The sequence below is a fragment of the Burkholderia sp. THE68 genome (assembly GCF_009938265.1).
Taxonomy (GTDB): domain Bacteria; phylum Pseudomonadota; class Gammaproteobacteria; order Burkholderiales; family Burkholderiaceae; genus Caballeronia.
This window is the reverse complement of record NZ_AP022320.1, coordinates 197742-218403: the sequence shown is the minus strand read 5'-3', so window position 1 is coordinate 218403 and position 20662 is coordinate 197742. Positions and strand designations below refer to the sequence as shown.

At 57.3% G+C, this 20662-nt stretch carries 18 protein-coding genes and 2 pseudogenes; 14 read left to right on the top strand and 6 right to left on the bottom strand.

Going from position 1 to position 20662, the window contains the following annotated elements:
- Positions 1-11 precede the first annotated feature (11 nt).
- Positions 12-1148 carry a glutathione-independent formaldehyde dehydrogenase gene (locus BTHE68_RS36415; protein WP_162071147.1) on the bottom strand — a complete coding sequence of 379 codons (1137 nt, stop codon included), beginning with the start codon at positions 1146-1148 and terminating at the stop codon, positions 12-14.
- Positions 1149-1464: 316 nt separating this feature from the next.
- Here BTHE68_RS36415 and BTHE68_RS37130 point away from each other — a divergent pair, with 316 nt between their 5' ends.
- Positions 1465-1593 (top strand): DUF2934 domain-containing protein, encoded by a 129-nt coding sequence (locus tag BTHE68_RS37130; RefSeq protein WP_232078390.1) that lies wholly within the window; start codon positions 1465-1467, stop codon positions 1591-1593.
- A 180-nt stretch (positions 1594-1773) separates the two neighbouring features.
- Here BTHE68_RS37130 and BTHE68_RS37125 read toward each other — a convergent pair.
- A pseudogene (locus tag BTHE68_RS37125) lies at positions 1774-1884 on the bottom strand (3-oxoacyl-ACP reductase); the annotation flags it as partial.
- Positions 1885-2344: 460 nt separating this feature from the next.
- Between BTHE68_RS37125 and BTHE68_RS36405 the strand changes: the two are divergent.
- Complete coding sequence (locus BTHE68_RS36405) at positions 2345-3574, top strand: porin (protein ID WP_061179289.1); 1230 nt, start codon at positions 2345-2347, stop codon at positions 3572-3574.
- Here the strand turns inward: BTHE68_RS36405 and BTHE68_RS36400 are convergent.
- Positions 3562-4398, bottom strand: coding sequence for a TetR/AcrR family transcriptional regulator (locus BTHE68_RS36400; RefSeq protein ID WP_162071186.1), 837 nt, complete (start codon positions 4396-4398; stop codon positions 3562-3564). The genes BTHE68_RS36405 and BTHE68_RS36400 overlap by 13 nt on opposite strands.
- Positions 4399-4514: 116 nt before the next feature.
- Between BTHE68_RS36400 and BTHE68_RS36395 the strand changes: the two genes are divergently transcribed.
- The 11 genes and pseudogenes from BTHE68_RS36395 to BTHE68_RS36345 all read left to right on the top strand — a co-directional run bounded on the left by BTHE68_RS36395 (position 4515) and on the right by BTHE68_RS36345 (position 16383).
- Positions 4515-5771 carry an alpha/beta fold hydrolase gene (locus BTHE68_RS36395; RefSeq protein ID WP_174258162.1) on the top strand — a complete coding sequence of 419 codons (1257 nt, stop codon included), beginning with the start codon at positions 4515-4517 and terminating at the stop codon, positions 5769-5771.
- Positions 5772-5804: 33 nt separating this feature from the next.
- The gene (locus BTHE68_RS36390) at positions 5805-7499 is read left to right on the top strand and encodes an AMP-binding protein (RefSeq protein ID WP_232078387.1); all 1695 of its coding nucleotides are present in this window, start codon (positions 5805-5807) and stop codon (positions 7497-7499) included.
- Positions 7500-7502: 3 nt separating this feature from the next.
- Positions 7503-8372, top strand: a complete 870-nt coding sequence (locus tag BTHE68_RS36385) for a VOC family protein (protein ID WP_162071146.1) — start codon at positions 7503-7505, stop codon at positions 8370-8372.
- Entirely contained in the window at positions 8369-9526 is a 1158-nt protein-coding gene (locus tag BTHE68_RS36380) for an FAD-dependent monooxygenase (RefSeq protein WP_162071145.1), read from the top strand. Before BTHE68_RS36385 ends, BTHE68_RS36380 begins: the two co-directional genes overlap by 4 nt.
- Complete coding sequence (locus BTHE68_RS36375) at positions 9523-10002, top strand: acyl-CoA thioesterase (RefSeq protein ID WP_162071144.1); 480 nt, start codon at positions 9523-9525, stop codon at positions 10000-10002. Before BTHE68_RS36380 ends, BTHE68_RS36375 begins: the two co-directional genes overlap by 4 nt.
- Positions 9999-10754 carry a maleate cis-trans isomerase family protein gene (locus BTHE68_RS36370; protein ID WP_162071143.1) on the top strand — a complete coding sequence of 252 codons (756 nt, stop codon included), beginning with the start codon at positions 9999-10001 and terminating at the stop codon, positions 10752-10754. The genes BTHE68_RS36375 and BTHE68_RS36370 overlap by 4 nt, the downstream gene beginning before the upstream one ends.
- Positions 10755-10809: 55 nt before the next feature.
- Positions 10810-12078: an MFS transporter gene (locus tag BTHE68_RS36365; protein WP_162071142.1), complete on the top strand. Its 1269-nt coding sequence runs from the start codon at positions 10810-10812 to the stop codon at positions 12076-12078.
- Between the two features lie 73 nt (positions 12079-12151).
- Positions 12152-12274: pseudogene (locus BTHE68_RS37120) on the top strand (acetyl-CoA C-acyltransferase); the annotation flags it as partial.
- 769 nt (positions 12275-13043) lie between these two features.
- Entirely contained in the window at positions 13044-14606 is a 1563-nt protein-coding gene (locus BTHE68_RS36355) for a recombinase family protein (RefSeq protein WP_162071183.1), read from the top strand.
- Positions 14603-15502 carry a plasmid partitioning protein RepB C-terminal domain-containing protein gene (locus BTHE68_RS36350; protein ID WP_162071141.1) on the top strand — a complete coding sequence of 300 codons (900 nt, stop codon included), beginning with the start codon at positions 14603-14605 and terminating at the stop codon, positions 15500-15502. Before BTHE68_RS36355 ends, BTHE68_RS36350 begins: the two co-directional genes overlap by 4 nt.
- A complete protein-coding gene (locus BTHE68_RS36345) occupies positions 15499-16383 on the top strand; it encodes a plasmid partitioning protein RepB C-terminal domain-containing protein (RefSeq protein ID WP_162071140.1) in 885 nt (294 codons plus the stop codon). The genes BTHE68_RS36350 and BTHE68_RS36345 overlap by 4 nt, the downstream gene beginning before the upstream one ends.
- 925 nt (positions 16384-17308) lie before the next feature.
- Here BTHE68_RS36345 and BTHE68_RS36340 read toward each other — a convergent pair.
- From BTHE68_RS36340 to BTHE68_RS36330, 3 genes are all read right to left on the bottom strand, one after another.
- Positions 17309-17551: a hypothetical protein gene (locus BTHE68_RS36340; protein ID WP_162071139.1), complete on the bottom strand. Its 243-nt coding sequence runs from the start codon at positions 17549-17551 to the stop codon at positions 17309-17311.
- 297 nt (positions 17552-17848) lie between these two features.
- Positions 17849-18118: a DUF1488 family protein gene (locus BTHE68_RS36335; RefSeq protein WP_162071138.1), complete on the bottom strand. Its 270-nt coding sequence runs from the start codon at positions 18116-18118 to the stop codon at positions 17849-17851.
- 106 nt (positions 18119-18224) lie between these two features.
- Positions 18225-19391 (bottom strand): tyrosine-type recombinase/integrase, encoded by a 1167-nt coding sequence (locus tag BTHE68_RS36330; protein ID WP_162071182.1) that lies wholly within the window; start codon positions 19389-19391, stop codon positions 18225-18227.
- A 191-nt stretch (positions 19392-19582) separates the two neighbouring features.
- Here BTHE68_RS36330 and BTHE68_RS36325 point away from each other — a divergent pair, with 191 nt between their 5' ends.
- Complete coding sequence (locus tag BTHE68_RS36325; protein WP_162071137.1) at positions 19583-20611, top strand: DNA-binding protein; 1029 nt, start codon at positions 19583-19585, stop codon at positions 20609-20611.
- Positions 20612-20662: the final 51 nt, after the last annotated feature.

Here is a 20662-nt window from a genome sequence, read left to right as displayed (position 1 = left end):
AGGCATGCACTTTAGGCCGCGGTTTTCAGCACAACCTTGGTCCAGCCAGCCTTGCGTTCATCAAAGTTCTTGTAACCCTCTGGTGCCTGCTCCAGCGGCAATTCGTGAGAAATGATCTGCGAAGGCTTCACCTTGCCTGCGGCAATGAGATCGCGTAGCTTGCGGTTATACGCCTTGACGTTGGCCTGGCCGGTCGCCATGTGCTGGCCTTTCATCCAGAAGCTGCCGAAATCGAAGGCGAGTTGTCCCTTCATCATCAGGTCGTCGGGTGAGCCGGGATCTTCGGCGATGAATACGCCCACCACGCCGATGCCGCCCGTCGCGCGCACCGACTCCACGAGATTGTTCATCGTGAGATTCGGCACTTCGTGGCCCTTGCATGAGCATTGATAGCCGACGCATTCGCAGCCGCGATCGGCGCCTTCTCCTCCCGTAAGCTCAAGCACGCGATCGACCGCACCGCCGTCGCTGTCGTCGATCGGTATCGCGCCGAGTTGCTCCGCGAGCTTGAGGCGGTCGGGATGGGAATCGACGACCATCACTTTCGACGCACCTTTGAGATCCGCCGATATGGCCGCCATCAGACCGACGGGTCCCGCTCCGTAGATGACGACGCTGTCGCCCGCCTCAACACCGGCGAGAACAGTTGCGTGATAGCCGGTGGGAAAGATGTCGGAGAGCATCACGTAATCGTTTTCCTTCTCTTGCGCATCGGGCGGAAGCAACAGACAGTTGAAATCTGCGAACGGCACACGCAGAAATTCGGCTTGGCCACCGCTGTAGGGGCCCATGCCCGCAAATCCATATGCCGCTCCCGCCATGCCAGGGTTGGCGGTAAGGCAGAATCCTGTAAGGCCTTTCTCGCAGTTTTTGCAGAATCCGCAGCCGATATTAAACGGCAGGCACACACGGTCGCCCACTTTCACGTTGACCACGCCCGGGCCCGCTTCCACGACCACGCCGAGATTTTCATGGCCGAGGATGCGACCTGTTTCCATGTTCGTGCGGCCTTCATACATGTGCAAATCAGATCCGCAAATGTTGGTGGTGGTGATCTTGACGACCACGTCCGTGGGTTGCTCGATTCGCGCGTCAGGCATGTCCTTGACGACGACGTTGCGCGGTCCTTCATAGACGAGTGCTTTCATGAGAACTCCAAAAGTTTGAGACAGACTGACGTGTGCTCGGTCACGTTTGCCTTTCAGCATTGGATGTTCCCGGCAGCGAGGCAGAAACCGTGCTGCAGAGCCGTGAGGACGGGGAGCGTTACTGTCCGAGTATGAAGGGATAGTTTGAGGATTCGCCGCGCAATGCCCGGAGGTATCGGGAAGATTTTCAGGGCAATTCTCAGCGCGGAGATGCGCGTCATCCGAGACGACGTGGCATGACCGTTGCTGCGATGCTCGACACGGATGTGCTGTGCGAACATACCTGCGGCCCCTACCGTGCACAAGGAAGAGAACCATGGATGATCAGAAAGAACAGGATCGCATCCGTCGTCTTGCATACGAGATCTGGGAGCGCGAAGGGAGTCCCGAGGGTCGCGCCGAGGAGTTCTTTCTGGAAGCGGGCGAGATCGTCCATCGATGCTGAAGATGCGCAGGATTCCAACGGCGGCCACGCAGCGAATGGCGATACCAGCGTCGCGCAAAAAGATTCGGATTCAGACGCGGGAAACAGAGCCCGGCGGCGGGCAAGTAATATCACGAGTGACGCAGAACTTGCCGTACAGGTGCACTGCTGAAAGTCGCAGCGAACCGTAATCGCACGGCGTCATGCGTAAGGCTGCCGTCCGCTGGAGGCGCTTACGCCGCCAGTCACCAAGCGCGCGTCGTCGCTGGCGAGAAAGGCAATCACCGCCGCGATATCGTCGGGCCTCGCCGCTCCTTCCTCCAAGGTCCTAGCGCCGAAACGGTTCGCACTGACGACGCAGGACGTCTTGGGGCAGCGACGCTCTTTCACGAGCGCGCCATAGTCGACAGCGTCAAAGACATCAGCCGAGCACCCGCTCAGAATTCCGATCTTTGGCGCACGCCCACATTTACGCGATTCAACCTTTCAGTCGACTTTTAGCGCCCGCGGGCCGGCACTCGCTAGCCTGTGGCGTGGTACTTCGCTGCCCACGCAACGCCTTAGTGGCAGGTCTCCCACGACAACCAGCTGATCCTACATATCGGGTAAACGTTAGCCTCCGCTTCCCACATATTTATTGACACCCCTAGCAAATATGGTAGATTTTGGCGTCACTTGAGGTCTATCGACTCAGCTCTCAGCCAGAGAGCTCCTGAACAAAAACTCGAGATCAGATCTATTAATTAGTATAACTACCTAAGGAGACGCAATAATGAAGGGAAGATATGCCGCCGCTTTCTCGATTGCTGCCGCGATGGCGGCGCAAGCCCATGCGCAAAGTACCGTCACCTTATACGGCATTGTGGATCTGGGCCTGCAGTACGCAAACAGCGCTCAGACTTCGAGAGTCGCAGGAGTGCCGCAAGGAAAATCGCAGTTTGCAATGACAGACGCACACAGTACGGGCATGAGCGGAAGTCGCTGGGGCTTGAGAGGCGCCGAGGACCTTGGAGGCGGCCTGAAGGCAATCTTCGCCCTGGAAAATGGCTTCCTCGCCAACACTGGAGCCCTCGCTCAGGGCGGTGCCGAGTTTGGACGTCAAGCGTGGGTTGGCATTTCCAGCCCTTGGGGAACAGTTACGGCTGGCCGACAGTATGATCCGTTGGTGAACTACGTGCAGCAGTTCGCGGCCTCCGGCACGTTTGCGGGCTACATGGGTTCCCATCCGGACGATTTAGACAACCTGACGAACACGAACCGCATCAACAATTCCATCAAGTACGAGTCGGCGACCTATGGCGGATTCAAGGCCAGCGCGCTCTACAGTTTCGGCGGTGTTGCCGGTAGTGTCACTCAAAATCAAATATGGGGACTCGGTGCGGGGTACACGGGAACGAGCTTCGCAGCGGGAGTCGGATACATGAACGCCCGTGACCCGAATGTATCGTTCTACGGGAACACGCCCAACAAGGGGACAGCCACAGCGAACAATATCGGTTCGGCAGGAAGCGCCACTTCGCCGGAATCCAATCCGGTCTACGCAGGCTATGCGTCCGCCAAGACCTTGCAAATCATTGGCGGTGGCGCGTCCTATAACTTCGGTAGCACGACGGTCTCGCTCGTCGGGACGAATGTACGTTTCGAATCGCTGGGATCATCGTCTGGCCCTAACCCGCTGGGTTATACCGGAGACGCGATTTTCACGAGCATCGATCTTAACGCTCGGTATTGGTTGACCCCGTCGCTGCAATTTGGCGCGGGAATCGACTATACGCATCGCAACTCGGTGAAGGGCGATGACGGGGCGAAATATCTCCAATTGGATCTGGGGGTCGACTACAACCTGTCCAAACGAACAGACCTGTACGCGCTGACGGTCCTTCAGCGCGCGATGGGTCGCGACTCCTTGGGCCAACCGGCTGTCGCGTCGATCGCTGGATTCAGCCCGTCATCGACTGACAAGCAGGTCGGCGTCCGCCTGGGCATCCGTCACAAGTTCTGATCGTTACTTGGCTCTGTCGCGCGCTTGCGTCTTGCAGCGCGCGGCGCCGTCCTGTCGGACTCTTTGCTCTGTCGCGCAAGCCACTGTTCGAAGCCCTCTAGCAGCACTCGCAGCCCCTCATCGAAGGCGCGGTCCGCGCTCAATTCAGAAAACGCCTTACCTACCAGCTTTGCCGCCGGATACCTGTCGTCCGAGGCGGCATCGAACTTCCCGCGAATATACGCCGAGTGCTCTGCTGGCGACTGGCGTCCCGCCGCCGAGATGCTCGACGACAACAGATATTGCGCGAGCAGGTGATAGGCAAGCGCCGTCTGATCTGCAGAAAATCCCCCTTGAAGGAAGCAGGACGTAGTGTGATTGAAAAGCGCAAGCCCATAGTCAATTTCGCCGGGACCGACAGACTGGAACAGTCGAAACCGATTATGGGACGCAATATATAGGCTCACTCCGGGCATATCACGCGCGAGGGAATAGGAAATTCGAGCGATTTTTTCTACGTCCGAACGCCAATTTCCGGTGAGCGCCGGAAGCGCTTCGAGCCGCCGACGGTAGTAGCTGTTAAGCACGCCAGAGATGAGGTCGTCTCGACTGCCCAAGTAGTAGTGAATCAACCCCGGCGCGACCCCCATCTCTTTCGCGAGCTGAACCATCGACACTTGATCCAGCGGCATCGTGCGGGCCATTTCACTCGCGCGATCGATGATCACGTTGCGTGACAAGATCGGTTCGGCACCAATGGCCGAAGCGGCTTTCGGCGGCCGGCCGCGTCGCCGCGGGGCAGTCTCAGCAATCACCTCATCTGTTTTTCTGGATGCAGCCGTCATGGTGTGCAAGCGGTCTCGGGAAAGTACTGACAGTCTACCTAGAAAATTTAATTGACACCCATCGCAATTAAATTCTACCATGCTTCCAATGGCTCTCAATATTTGAAGGAGGCAACGTGGCTGAAATCGAGAAGGCGGTGGTGACCGCTGGACTTCGCGGGGCAAATTGGGATCCGGCCCTGATGCGCCGCCCATACAAGGTAGTGCCGTATGCGCTGCAGACGGCCGACGGCCAGAAGACGCTCGGATTTCTCTTCAGCAGGACGGGAACAGAGAAGACCGTCGTATCGATCATGCATCCGCGCGAGATGTCGGTGACGCACTATCTTGTCCCTTCGGTGCTTGATGCTGGCTGCGCATGCTGGGTGCAAGGTCCGCGCTCCATCGGCAATGACCTCCGTCTGGAACACGAGATCGCGCTGCTTGACGTGGCCGCTGGCATGAGCCATTTGCGAGCACTCGACTTTAAGAACATTGTCCTTCTCGGCAACTCGGGCGGCGGGGCGCTATATGCCTTTTACAACCAACAGTCCAATCTGGCCCCAGAAGCTCGCATCCGGCGCACACCGGGTGGCCGTCCGACGGGACTGTCGGAAGCGGAAATGCCGACCGCTGACGGCCTCATCCTGGTGTCGCCGCATCCTGGCCAAGGCGCGATTCTCCTGAACAGCCTGGATCCCAGCGTCGTTGACGAGAATGACCCCATGTCCATCGACTCGGCGCTCGATCCGTTCAGCGCGGAAAACGGGTACGACCTTGAAGCTCGTAGAGGTCACTACTCGCAGGAGTTTGTACAGCGCTACAAAGCGGCCCAACTCGTTCGGGCAGAGAAACTTGACGCGCGCTCGCGCGAACTGATCGCCCGCAAACAGGAAGCGCGCAAACGGGTAAAAGATGGGATCGCGAGCGCGAGCGAGCGTCGTGTGGCCGGGTACGCTCCAATCTTCCAAGTCTGGCGAACCGATGCCGATCTTCGTGCTTGGGACACATCAATCGACCCCTCGGACCGCAAGGTCGGCTCGTTGTGGGGTAATGATCCCTTCACTTCGAATTGGGGAAGCGTCGCGTTCGGTCGCGTCGTCACGCCGGAGTCGTGGCTGTCGACATGGTCGGGGCTTTCAAGCAACGCGTCGTTCGCGAAATGTGCGTCGTCGATCGAAGCGCCCACGTTATTCCTCGAATATACCGGCGATCAGTGTGCATATCCGGAAGATTTCGAGCGCATCTACAGCGATATCGCCGCCAAAGACAAGTCTCGAGTCAAGGTGCGCGGCAACCATCATGGCATGGCCCTCACGCGTGATGACCCATCAGGTCGAGAAGTGGCGGGTCAACATATCGGTACCTGGCTGGACAGGACTTTTGCGTCCTGACGCCGCATCTCACAGATGAAGATGGAGACACAGTTGAACGAGATCAAGTTCAGGCCTAAAGAGCTTCTGCAAGGAGTTCGCTATCCCGATGCCGATCGGTTGGCCCGCTACATGGAGGAAGGCATTCTCGGGAGCCAGTCGCTGCGCGCAGCGCTGCGGGAATCGTTTCGAGACAATGCTCACCGCAATGCGCTTGTCGGTCCCGAGGGGGAGTTCACCTATGAGCAGTTTGACGACCTCACGGACAGGTTCGGCGCGGCATTGCTGCGTCAAGGAGCTCGTCCGCTTGACCCCGTCATTCTCCAGTGCGGCAACTGCAACGAGCTTCTGATTGCCTTTGTCGGTTGCCTGAAGGCAGCGCTGATTCCCCTTTGTGCACTGCAGGCATTTCGCAAGCACGAGATTTCGTATCTGGGCAACCTGTGTGAAGCCGCAGTGCACATCGTTCAAGGGGACGACGCCAAGTTCGACGACGTGGCATTTGCGGAAGAGATGCAGGAAAACGTCCCTTCGCTGCGCATTATCGTGCAGGCACGAGGAGAGAAACGCGGCAAGGCAGAGACGTTGTGGTCGCTGGTCGACAGCGTGGATCGCGCTGAAGCACGTCGCATGCTGGACGCGATCCCCGATGATCCCTTTCAGGTTGCCGTTTTCCAGTTGTCGGGGGGGACGACCGGAGTACCCAAGATCATTCCGCGCTTCCAAAACGACTATCTGCTGAACATGCGCGAAGTCGCGAAGTGGAATGACTACAACAAGGACGATGTCCTGTTCATGCCTACCCCCTTCATGCACAACATGAACATGGCCTGCTTCTTCGGACCGATGATGCTAGTCGGTGCGAGCGTAACGGTGTGCCCGGACATTCGGCAGGAAACGCTCTGCGGTGTAGTCGAACGATACAAACCGACTTGGTTTGGTCTAGCTGGCCCGATCCTATCGCGTATCACGGAAACGATGCGTCTTGCAACTGACGAGGAGAAGCAACGCCGCAAGCTTATCGGGCCGAAAAACGCTCCTCGCTTGAGGGATATGCTGGGCTCACCTTGCTACCACATCTTCGGAATGACAGAAGGGGTGATCATGTTCGCGCACCCTTCGGACCCGCAGGCGGTGCTCGACGAGTCTGTTGGACGCCCTGTTTCAGCCTATGACGAAGTGCGGATTGTAGAACCTGGAACTGATACTGAAGTGCCAGACGGAGAAATCGGTGAGGCGCTGTTTCGCGGCCCTTACACCATCCGCGGTTACTTCAAGTCCGAGAAAGAAGACGTGCACCGCTTTACTGCCGATGGGTTCTACCGCTCAGGCGACCTGATGATGGCGAAGGTCATTGACGGGAAGCGCTATTTCTATTTCCGCGGTCGCACAAAGGACGTCGTGGATCGCGGTGGCGAAAAGATCAACGCTGAGGAATTGGAGAACTTGATCAACACGTGCCCGCGCGTCCACGCATCGGCAATTGTGGGCATGCCCGATCCCGTCTACGGCGAGAAAGTGTGTGCATTTATTGTTCCTAAGCCGGGACAAGCGCCGCTCACGTTACCCGAATTAACGGAGTTTCTGCAAGCCGAAGGGCTTGCGAAATTCAAATGGCCAGAGCGCGTGGAAATCATCTCCGAGTTCCCCGTTACCGCATCGGGCAAGCTGAGCAAAGTCCTGCTGCGCAAGCAGGTGATGGAGCGCCTTGATGAAGAGCGCACTCAACGAACTGTCACACAGGGATAAGTCATGAACCGTTCAGAAAAAGCAACCTTCCTTTCAAATCCTGTGCTTCACGGGGTGCATCACACTGCGCGTCCGACATGGAAGCTCGAAGAAACCGTGCATTTCTATCGCGACTTGCTGGGACTGCCGCTGGTTCACGCTATCTCGGCTCGCGGCTGGGGTCCGGCAGACCACGCCGACTTCCTTCACTTTTTCTTCGATAGTGGAAATGGCAGCACAATTGCTTTCTTCTACTATATCGGCACCGAGCGTCCCGAAAAGCTCGTCCCGACCGAACACTATCAAGAGCGGGCCACGCACACCGCATGGCTCGTCAAGGATGCTAATGAGCTTGCCGACTGGCGAGCACGCGTGGAAGAGACAGGTATTCCGCTACGCTATCAGGTACGGCATGAAGTAATCGAGTCGATCTACTTCGTCGATCCCAACGGCTATCCCATCGAAATCACGTATCAAACCCGGCCGTTCGAAGAAAAAGACGCAGGCGATGCTACTCGCACCATCGAGGCCGCAATCGAACTGGAGCGTGCAAGCCACGACGGTACGTCGTTTAAGAGCATCGAACCGGTATGGCAGCGCAAAGGTGACCATCTCAACAAGGCTGTGCGATCGGACGTCGCATCCGTCTTCGTTCTGGACGTCCCAGAATTCAGCGCTCTCGTTGCTGCCGTTGACGCGGCCGATGGCTACAAGGCGACACGAGTGGAAGGCGGCTATATCCGAATCGACGGAGCGCCAGGAATCACGTTCGAGCGCAAAGCGCTGGGCTTCAAGCCCGCGGTTTGGTACGGCGCCTTGACCGGAGGCCTCGTCGGATCGATCGAACAATTCGACACCGACAAACTGGTAGTCACCCCGACGGTGCAATCATGAAAATCGACATTGTTGGAGGCGGCCCGTCCGGTCTCTTCCTCGCGATCCTTCTTGCCCGTCTCGCGCCACACGTCCAGACGGAAGTGATCGAGCAGAACGCAGCCGACGCGACCTTCGGCTTCGGCGTGGTCCTCGCCGACACGGGTCTGTCGCGGCTGAACGATGCTGCGCCCGAAGTCTGCGCTGATCTCATGGCGGCCATGAAGTTCAGCACGCAGCAAACGATTGTCAGCGGCAGCACGCCGATCACCGTCAAGCGTCCAGGACAAGGCGGTGGCGCCATTCCCAGACTCAAACTCCTGAATATTCTGCAGGACCACGCCGCGCGCCTGAACATTCCCGTGACCTACTCGTCACGTGTCTCCGATATCGAGTCGCTGACTGGGGACATCGTCGTGGGAGCAGATGGAGTTAATTCCCGGGTACGTGCAAGTGACGAAATTGGATTTGGTACTACTAAGAGGGAACTGAGTAGTCACTTTGCTTGGTTCGGTGTCGGAAAAGCATTTGAATGTCCCGCTTTGGTTTTTCGAGAATACCAAGGTGGCTATTTCGTCGCGCACTACTATCCGTATTCCGAGACGATGAGCACGTTCGTCGCTGAGTGCGATCATCAGACCTGGATCGACTTGGGTTTGGAACAGTTGTCGCTGGACGAAAGGCAGAGTCTTTTCGAAACGGTATTCGCGGCAGAACTGGATGGCCACAAGCTGATCTCAAACAATTCGGCTTGGCGGCAGTTCCCTGTTATCCGAAATGCAAACTGGTTCAATGGAAACCGCGTTTTGATCGGTGATGCGCTCGCGAGTGCGCACTTTTCCATCGGATCGGGAACCCGCATCGCCATGGAAGATTCGATCGCCCTTGCTCAGGCGATCGCCTCCAGTGGCGAAGACGTTCAACGTGCGCTTGATGGGTACGTAGAACTGCGCCGCGAGTCCAAGGATCGTTTGATCCACGCGTCCGAGGCTTCATATCTTTGGTACGAGAACATCCGCGAGTGGATGACGACTTTCTCGCCGCATCAGTTCGTCTATCAGTTTATGACTCGTACTGGGCGGGTCGATGTAGCACGTTTGCGAGAACAATACCCAGAACTCGTTCGCGAACTGGAAAGCGCCGGTGCGATACCTGCCAACGAGGCGCTTTCATGATTCACAGCTACGAGTACGTTCTGCGGGAAGATCCGTTCACCGTGCGTCGTACAGTACGCTGGGCCGACTGCGATCCGGCTGGCGTGGTATTTACCGGGCGGTTCAGTGATTATGTTCTGAGCGCGGTAGCTCTGTTCAAGGAGTTCATTGCGGAGTCAACCGGTGGCGAAGGACAGTCTCTGGGTGAGCGTTTCAACGTCGGATTGCCGTGTCGCGGCATGACGTTCGATTTTCACGGAACGCTGTGGCCGAACGACAGCATCGATATTCGTTGCAGCATTGGCGAGGTTCGGACGCGCTCCTTCGACATTCTTCTCGACGCTAAGTCACCGGACAGTCGGCCGATCTTCACGGCTAAATTCTCGCCTATCTGTGTTCGCACCGACGCGCGTGTCGGGACCGATATTCCCGATCCGATGAGAAAGGCGCTCGCACAATTTTCGCAAAAGCCGCTTCAGCAAACGGAGTTGACATGAATTTTCGCATCGGGCAAATCGTGCCTAGTTCAAACATCACGATGGAGAAGGAGATTCCAGCTCTGTTCGCGTCATATATGCGTGCTCACCCGGAGCATCAGTTTTCCTTTCATGCGAGTCGGGTGAGGATGCACCGGGTTGTTGCGGAGGAATTAGAGCGAATGAATCGTGACACAGGGCGTTGTGCGGTTGAGCTAGCCGACGCCCGCGTGGATGTACTTAGCACCGCCTGCCTCGTCGCGATCATGTGCATGGGGCCCGGCTATCACCGGACCGCGGCGCAGTCACTCAATGACGCGCTAAAGGAGCATCCCGCATCGCCGGGCGTGATGACGTCCGCCGGCGCGCTGGTCGACGAGCTAAAGAGCTTTGGCGCAAAGCGCATTTCGCTGATGGCGCCGTACTCTGATGCCCTGACAAAGCGAGTGGTCGATTACATCGAAGCTGAGGGTATCCAAGTTCACGACGCGATTAATTTTTCCATCGAAGACAACCTCGACGTTGGCGCACGCGATCCGATGCTTCTGCTCGATGACGTAAAAAAGCTGAACGTGAGCGGTGTCGACACGGTGGTCCTGTCAGCCTGCGTGCAGATGCCATCACTGCCGGCCATTCAGAAAGCACAGGAAATGCTCGGTATCCCCGTTACCTCGACCGCGGTATGTACCGTACGTCAAATGCTGAAGCTCCTTTGCCTCGATCCGTCGGCGCCCGGCGCGGGCGCCTATCTCGGTGACCGCGGCGGTCTATAGGGTTGATTGAAGGCAGCAACGCATCTAGTCATATACAGAACTCAAGGAGACAGGCATGGAAGCCGCAGAAGACGCGAGCAGGTCAAAAAGTACGTACGCCCGAAACGTCGCCGGAGCTGCTCTGGGAATGGCGGTCGGGTTTGCAGCAATATTCATTGCGACCAACGGCGTGTTCATCCCATCGATAGTGCGCGATTTTCATTGGGGACGTGCTCAGGCTGCCCAGTCATATTCTGCGTCGATGCTTGGCCTTGCTCTAGTGAGTCCGCTGGTGGGCGTACTGATGGACCGCTTTGGAGTCAGGAAGGTCGTGTTCTCATCTGCGATTGTCTTCACGATCGCGATGTCGTGCATGGCGTTCCAGACTGGAAATACGGCCAGCTGGATCGCGCTATCTCTCGTGATCGGTATGACTGGGGCGGCTACGTCCGTGCTTGGCTATCTCGCGATACTCCCGCAATGGTTCGACCGACGGCTCGGGCTCGCGATCGGGATTGCGATGGTTGGATTTGGCATCGGAACGGTTGTCATGCCTGCGCTGTCAGCGTGGTTGATCGCTCACATCGGTTGGCGCCACGCCTATCAGGTGCTCGCCGTAATTTCTCTCGGCGGAGCGGCGGTCGCATTTCTGTTGCTGCGCGAGAAGCCCGGCCTTCAACGCAAACTGCAGAGACACGCAGCAACCAGTGCCTCGATGGCAGGCGTCGGTCCGGTACGGCATCGCAAGCTGAAGGTGTTCTTGATTTGGGCCGGCGCTCTTTGCGCCTCGACTGCGGTTTTGTCCTTGGTTCCTCATCTGCCTGCGCTTCTGATGGATCGTGGAATTCCGGCTTCCGACGCGGCACGATGTGCATCGCTGGTCGGGCTTGGGATTTTGATTGGTCGACTCACGTCCGGCCTTCTCGTCGATCGCATTCACGCACCGTTCGTTGCCTGTCTTTATTTCGCTTTCGGTGCAATCGGCTTCATCTTGCTTCGGCAGATCGAATCTTATCAGGGAGCTTTGTTGGCGTCGGTTCTAGTCGGGCTTGCCATTGGTGCGGAAGGTGACCTTCTTTCCTATTTGACCCGTGCCTATCTGGGGATGGAAAAATTCGGACTGTTCTATGGGATTGTCTTCTCGGGGTATTCGCTTGGTGCGGTTTTCGGTCCCATGGCGACAGGGCATTACTTTGACGCCGCCAAGTCCTATGTGCTTCCGATGCAGATTGCCCCCGTGCTTCTGCTCGTCGCGGGAGCTCTCCTCTTGAGCCTCGGCCGCTATGCAAAGCCGGGGAGTCACGCGAACGAGTCATTGAGCACGGTCGCCGTCGCGAGCAAGTAAATCCCCACAAGGCGCGGGCGTTGCATCTTTGCTGGAACGCCCCGCCAAATCTGAGGCGTTAAGGGAACTTAGAATGCGCGAGGCCGTCATTGTCGCCACCGCACGCACTCCGATTACCAAGGCTCATCGCGGTGAATTCAACATCAAGCCAGGGCCGACTCTCGCATCCTCTGCCGTACGCGCTGGGGTCGGACGCGGATCTCGGGGTAACTGCGCGCGGGGAAGATCTCAAAACAGACGGAGTTTCATGGTTTCGAACTTTGCCAGTCCGTAATCCGTCGGGAACTGGGGCAGCAATCCCCGTCCCGCCGCTAAACGCGTAACCACCTCAACGACCCGAGTCGACGCCCGTGAATCTGACCCTGGGAGCGAAAAATGGATGTCTTCCGCCGCTGCGGGAATTGCAAAAGACGATTCAAGGTACGGCCGCAATCTCCAAATCAGCGGTACTGCTCCAATCACGAATGTCAGCTCACGCGACGAAGGCTCTGGCAGAAAGAGCGGATGCAGTCTGACGGCGACTACCGGGAAAACCAGCTTCGAGCCAGTGCAGATTGGCGAGCGCGAAACCCCGATTATTGGAGACTGTATCGGGAAAATCATCCGGTATATGTCGCTCGCAACCGTGAGCAACAGAAGATGCGGACATCACATCGACGTGCCGCTGCAAAGATGGACGTCTGGCCGCTCGACTCTTACCTGCAATCGGGTACCTACATATTGACGGCCGTATCTAGCTCGTTGCACGCAAAGATGAACGCGTGGATCGTTCACCTCACGGTGCTGAAATCCACGGAGGGGATTCGCGCGGAAAGTTTGTAAATAGATGACTCGTGCCGCCTAACGTTACGCGCTGCTACTCTGGTTCCGTCGCGAAGCGCTCCGCTCCGTAGGGCGTCGATTGGCGGTTCGCTCGGACGAGTTCTACGGTACGCATGAAGCGGGTCATCGGATTGGTGGCAAAAATGGCAGGCGATACCGAACCAACGGTGTGCGAAGGCGGCTCCCATACGAGAGCTGCCGAGTATGTTCGCATGTCGACCGAACACCAACAGTATTCCACAGAGAACCAGCGATCAAAGATTCGAGACTACGCCGATCAGCATCGTCTCAGGATCGTTGCGACCTATGCAGACGAGGGAAAGAGCGGCCTGAGGTTAGATGGGCGCGCAGCACTTCAGCGGCTCATCCATGACGTCGAAGCACGCACTGTCGACTTCCAAGTAATACTGGTATATGACGTCAGCCGCTGGGGACGATTTCAAGATGCAGATGAGAGTGCCTATTACGAGTACGTGTGCAGGCGCGCTGGCATCAACGTGGTCTACTGTGCTGAACAATTTGAGAACGACGGATCTCCTGTGTCGACCATCGTCAAAGGTGTCAAACGGGCCATGGCCGGAGAGTACAGCCGGGAGTTGTCAACGAAAGTGTTCGCCGGTCAATGTCGATTGATTGAGCTTGGCTTCCGACAAGGGGGCCCCGCCGGCTTCGGCCTACGAAGAGTTCTTCTGGACCAGAGTGGGCTGATCAAGTCGGCACTTGGACGCGGAGAACGTAAGAGCTTGCAAACCGATCGTGTAGTCTTGATGCCAGGCCCAGAGAGCGAGACGGGAATCGTTCGCTTGATCTACCAGTGGTTCATCGAGGAATCGCTATCCGACGCCCAAATCGCGGCGAGATTGAACTCGATGAACGTTCGGACCGACCTCGATCGTATATGGAGCAGGGCGACGGTACATGAGGTCCTCACCAATGAAAAGTACATCGGCAACAACATCTACAACAGGGTTTCGTTCAAGCTCAAGAAGCTAAGAGTGGCGAATCCGCCCGAAATGTGGATCAGGAAAGACGGAGCGTTTAAGCCGGTCTTGTCGCCAGACATATTCTATACGGCCCAAGGGATCATGCGAGCACGTGCGCATCGATACTCTAGCGAGGAATTGCTGGAACGTCTGCGGGAGCTCTATCAATCACGCGGCTTTCTTTCTGGAATTGTGATTGACGAAACCGAGGGGATGCCTTCATCTTCTGTTTACTCATACCGCTTTGGCAGTTTGGTTAGAGCGTATCAAGCCGTAGGATTCACGCCGGATCGAGACTATCAGTATGTCGAGATAAACCGACTTCTTCGTAGACTGCATCCGGAGATCGTAAATAATACAGAGCGATTGATCGCCGAGATTGGCGGCGAGACGGTACGAGATCCTGCCACGGATGTGCTGTTCATCAATCGAGAGTTCACAGTTTCAATCGTCTTGGCACGTTGTCATCATGTGGGTTTGGGAAAACGGAGGTGGAAAGTTCGATTTGATGCAAGCTTGCTTCCCGACATAACTGTTGCCATAAGAATGAAAGACGGGAACGATTTACCGTACGACTATTATCTGTTGCCGCGAGTCGACTTTGGACAACGTGACATTCAACTGTCCGAACGCAACTCCGTCGAGCTCGAAACTTATCGCTTTGACACACTTGACTACCTTTATCGCATGGCTGAACGCGCGCGCCTTCGGAGGGTAGCATGAATACATGCGCAAACCCACTCGTAGTCCGAACCGTCCCGATCGAGCGCATCGAGATAATCAATCACCGTGACCGTAACAGTCGGATATTTGAGGAGATCGTCGGGAACATTCAGGCGATTGGGCTCAAGAAACCGATAGTAGTTACTTCGCGAATAGCATCGGACGGCACTGAACGCTTCATCCTCGTTTGTGGGGAGGGACGCTTGACCGCGTTCAAGTCTTTGGGAGAACGCGAGATTCCCGCTCTAGTGATCGATGTCGACGATGAGGACGCCCTGATCATGAGTCTTGCCGAAAACATCGCGCGTCGTCAATACCGTCCACTTGAACTTCTTTTCGGTATCCGACAATTGGCTGAAAGAGGATATGGAGCAAAAGCAATCTCCGAAAAAACGGGATTAACTGCATCGTACATCCAAGGAATTCTGACATTGCTCAAGTACGGCGAGGAGCGTCTCCTTGTATCGGTCGAGAGTGGAGCGATCCCGCTGAATGCTGCGTTGTCGATTGTTCGCGCGGGTGACGACGATAGCGCTGTCCAAAGCGCGCTCCAAGAAGCATATGAGAACGGGCAACTTCGAGGAAGGCAACTAGTCCGAGCTCGGCACGTGATCGAAAAACGGCAATTACTTGGTCGGTCGATCATTCACAAACCCGCAGGTAAGAGGTCTACGCTGACCGCGAGCGGACTTGTCAGAACGTACCAAAACGAGGCCAAAAGGCAGAAGGCGCTCGTCCGAAAGGCAGACTTTACGCAACAGCGTCTTCTTTTCATTGTCGGAGCGCTGCGTCAACTGTTCGCCGACGAGAATTTCGTGAATTTGCTACGCGCTGAAGCGATCAGCTCTTTACCCAAATATTTGGCAGACCGGGTATGGTCGGGGAGCGCAGCATGAGCCGAATTCAGTTGGGGTTCATCCCAGAGCCGATTAGTGTTCCGCTAGATTCGGTCCTACCGTCGAGGCAGCCTACTGCGGGACTAACAGGCTCACGGAAGTTCAAGCAGATTGTCTCATCAATCCAGGAGGTTGGACTCATTGAGCCATTATCCGTGTTGCCCGAGGACAAGCATCTCGGTGGTTTCGTCCTTTTGGACGGACATCTGCGACTCTTGGCGCTACGAATACTTCGTATATCACATGCGGCCTGCCTTGTGTCAACCGACGACGAAGGTTACACCTACAACAATCGGGTGAATCGATTATCGGCCCTACAAGAGCATTACATGATTCGACGAGCAATGGAAAAAGGTGCGTCGCCCGAGCGCTTAGCTAAGGCGCTTGGCGTCAATCTCTCTCACATTATCAGTAAGGCGACTCTGTTGGACGGAATCTGTCCCGAAGCGATCGATCTTCTCAAGGATCAACAATTTTCTCCAAGCCTTTCTCGGGTGATTCGGAGAATGAAGCCAACGCGGCAGGTGGAATGCATTGAGCTCATGCTGGCGGCGAACAACATTACCGCTGCCTATGCGGAAGCCCTGTTGGCCGCAACTCCGACCGATCGGCTAGTCGAAGGCAAGCGGCGTCCTCGCCGCGTCGTCGCAAGCCAAGAGCAGATCGCAAAAATGGAGCGCGAGATGAGCAATCTGCAGAGCAGGTATAAGCTCGCAGAGCAGAGTTTCGGTCAGGACGTATTAAACCTAGTGCTGGCTCGCGGTTACCTATCGAAATTGCTCGAGAACGAGGAGATAATGCGGTATCTCCTAGCTCATCATCCCGACTTAGTGAAGGAATTCGAGCTGATCCTAGAGTCGGTATCGCTTGAGCAATCATGAGTGTCCGCAAACGGTACAGTCAAGAGTCTTTATGGGTGCCCGCATCACGACTTTTGCGGTCTGAGCGCGTCACGACAGCGTGCCCACAATTCGATCACGTCGACACTCGTCAAATCCAGCGCAAGTGTCTCGGTGAAAACACTTTCGACTTGGGGGCAGCGACGCTTTTGTTTGACGTGTTCTCTGCAAAGTTTCAACGCGAGTTGGCCAAGCTGAACGCGCGTCATCCAGTCAAAGGACGTTTTCGATCGTGTGTGCCACAGGCGCGTAGATTCGACTAAGTGAGAAAGTGACCATGATTGAGTCAACTCGTACGACACTAGCGTTGCACAAACAAGATAGCAGACGCAATGGACCCGCATGTCGTCGATGTTAATTTGAACATTGGATTCGCGCATAAACCATCGTACAAGAACTAAAGTTTAGATTCGCCGCGTGAGGATTCAGCAGACGCGCTCGCTTCGCCACGTTAGTAGGGAGGTTACGCCATTCCGCAGATACCATCTACGATCGAGGTCGAAATGCAGCGTTTCACGGACGAGCACGCGCGCTTCAAGGCAGACGCCCGCGAGCCTGTGCTCCAGGAAATCGTCGGTCGAAACGTCGATGCGAATGCGGGTTGATTTGTCAGCGTCGAGGAAGGGGGCCGAACCTTCGCCTGGACAAGCGCTCGCGTACGACGCGAATCTCGTTGCAGGCTGACCCCAACTTCGTGATCGCATTGGATGCGCTCCTGGCTAACGGACTTTGACGGGTACGGATCTCGTATTGAAGCATCGGTGCATCGTGTTTTCGAACGTCCGCTCCGCTGACGATGACGGCCAACGAGGCGTCCGATAGGCGAACGGCGGCAGTGGGTCGATTTCGCCCCTTGGGACGCTGTGAGTAAGCAGCAATGTGTTCGGCTGCGATCGTGGAGCGCGTGCTACTGGATGGAGCTCGCAAGTTGCGAGCGCAGTTGGAGAGCGACTTCTTCGAGCGTGTGCGGAATGCTGAGTTGAGCTTCGAGCGGGCCGGCGATGCTGTAGCCACCATTTCCGGCGGCGTCGACGACTATCAGAGCTACGCAGGCGGCGCCCGTTGCCTCTCTGACTTGTGCGGCGAGTTCGCTGAATTGTCCCGGTGAGCCCGGTGCATGCGCCATCACTTTGGGAACCTGGTTGCTCATGTTGTGAATCCCGAAAGATATAGGCAATCTTGCGCGCCGCGAAGAATCCGGCTTGGCGACGCGATCGAGCCGCGACAAGAAAGAGAACGTCCGCCCAACTGGACGGGCAATGCACACCCACCTGAAAAGTAAGGTACGGAGCGTCGCTCGGCAACCTCCCGATTGATTCTAAGAATGTCCGATAAAGGAACGACCGCGAGATCGAGCAATTTTGCAACTAATCGTCCGCCCTGCGAGCGACCTCTACAGCTGCGCCAGCAACACATGCCACCAGCGTAATCGAGATAGGACTCATGTTCAGCTGCGGGAGAAGTCGGCTGTTGTCAGTTCCATGCGCGCTGCCGGGTGCGCAAGCAACTTGCGGTGAGCGACGGCGTGGATGCGGTTGGCACCGTCGTGAAAAGTCTTCAGCATTTTGGCATCGTCCGCATGGGTCGGGAGCCAGAAAAAGGCCTCCAGCGCGGCGCGCGCGATCATGCATTCGACCACGCCGTTCTTTCCCGCCAGGACGAAGGTCACGCCGCGTCGGCTAGGTGAAATCTGTGCTTCAAGGTCAAGTGCTTCCATGGCAAGTTCATCGTGTTGCACGGTCAAGCGATTTTGGCATGCCGTCGCACGATTTGGGAAACGAGTCGCTCGATGCCTTACGGCACCGTCGTGCTTCCAAGGTCGGTCACCAGTCAATGCGATGCTTCTCGTCAGTTTCCCGATGGCGTCGGTCGTCATCGACGTGGAGGTAGAGGCTTGTCGTTGTCAGCGACGCGTGTCCGAGGTTGTCACGCACAAGTCGCAGATCGACTTGCTGATCCGCCATGTGCGAGCCCGCGCTGTGCCGCAGCCAGTGAGCGGAGGCTTTTTCAAGCAGGTCAGCGCGTGCGCCCGAGGATGGGTCGTGCTCGCGAAGTCTTGCCGCTGCGCCTGCGAACACTGCTTTGACGGTCGCGTGCAAGGCGGCTCGAGTCAACGGCGAACAGGTTTCGGTGCCGTGGTTGGCTGCAGTGGCGCCGATCGGCAAGACGAGCGGCGTGTCTTCCTTCGGGGAGGGAAGCGCGCTCAAGCCAAGGTGTTGTCGGTACCGCGAGAGTTCCGTCATCATCTCCCGCGTGGCCGGAACCAACCGTTCCTTGCCGCCTTTGCCATGCACAGTGAGCCACCATCGCATCGCGCCGTCAACATCGCGCCGAACAAAGAACTGCCCCATCACGTTGGTGCCGACCTCGGCGATCCGCAGCCCGCCAAGATAGAGCAGGGTAAAAAGCCACCGCACGCGGTAGGCGTGTGCGATCTCGCGCTCGGTTTCTCGCGGCATCGCGGCGATGGTGTCCTTGACCTCCTGCCAGACACTCGGCTCCAAATAGCGTGTGATGCGCGGGGCCGCGTGGCGGGCGCGCTGTCGGGACAGCGAGAGCGGATTGCCCGCCAGATAGCCCGCCTGCACCAACCATGAAAATAACGCATTCAGAATCACGACCGCCTGACGCTGACTCGTGGGCGACAGTGGGCCGTAGAACGGCCGCCAGCGCGCATCGGAGCGGGCGTGTTTGCGCCCGCCGCCCGCGACCCAAGTTGCCGCCGGTTGGGGATTGGACAGGAAGTGTTGATAGCGCAGGCAGTCCTCGTGCGTCAGCGAAGAGAGCGGTTTGTTCAGCACCACGACGGACCAGAGCAAGAGCCGCTCGGCTTCCTTGCGGTAGTTCTCGAAGGTGGTCCTGGTGTCCGTGAAGCGCGACAGCCATGCACGGATCGCATCAAGATCGTTGGTCGCGGCGATTTGTGCGCGACCCGTGACGGCACGATTTAAACCCGTGCTGCCGTCCAATTCCGACGGAATGACGAGCATCTCCAGTGGCGCAGGCTGAAGCGCGAGGGAGCGCGGCGGCAGGGCGGGTTTCAAGTTCGAGCGATTTGATAAGCGACTTTAAACTATTTTACTCGACATTATAAGCATAATGTCAAATCCAGTCGCAATGTTCGTTAGGTTTAGATTGAAATACGTTGTATTATGGATGCTGGTTTCCGCCCACGTGACCCATGTCCGACGCTCATCCTGCAATCCCGTCCGACGAGACCCGCCTCGCGGCCGATATCGAGCGCCTCAAGGTCGAATTCCCCAAGACGCGCGAGCTCTATCGCGAGGTATGCGCGCTGCTGTTCTTCCGCTTTGGCGTCGCGCCGACCGCCAATCGTCTCTACAACCTGGTCCGACGCGGCACCATGAGCACGCCGGCTTCCGTGTTGAGCGAGTTCTGGGCGGAGTTGCGAGAGAAAAGCCGGGTGCGCATCGAGCATCCGGACTTGCCGAAGGATCTGAGCGAAGCAGCGGGCGAGCTGATCGGCGTTCTGTGGGCGCGGGCGGCAGCTTCGGCGCAGGTCGAACTGACGTCGCTACGCGATGACGTCGAAGCGCAGCGTGCCGAGGCCGAGCAGAAAGTCGTCGCCGCACGGGAAGAACTGGGTCGGACGGAAACCGCGCTGGAGCAGCGCACGGCGGCATTGCTAACGGCGCAGGTCGCGATTCGCGAGCTGGAGCGGCAGCAGGCGCAAGAGGCCGCGACGCGTAAAGCGCTCGATGCGCAGATCAAGCGTCTCGGCGAAGAGGCGGTCGCGCGTGAGCGCGAACTGGAAAAGCTACGCGACACGTTCTCGCGTGATCTGGATAAGCTCCGTGAGACCGCCAGCCGTGCCGAGGAACGCTTACGCGCATCGGAAAAGCGGGCGCTGTTGGAAATCGATCGGGAACGCAGCGCCGCGGCAAAGGCTCAGAAAGAATTGGCCGAGGCGGCCAAGCGGGCAGACAAGCGAGAGGCCGAGCTTCGTCGCACCGTCGAAGCGCTGCAGGAGCAACAAGGCGACGCTCGCCATCAAACCGGGGTGCTTCAGGGCAAGCTCGCCGCGCTCGAATCGGCACAGAAGTCACTTCAAGAACAACTGAAGTCGTTGCGCACAACGACGCGGCCGCCCACGCGACGTGTGCCCACCGCCGAAGCTAGTCCGCCCGCCAGGCGAGCCGCCCGAAAGGCAGCGGCAGTCAAAACGGCGAGAGTGAAAGGTCGCCCGTAGACAATGATCGGATGGCGCTGCGGCGCGGCGCGGTCCACGGCCAGTTGGCGT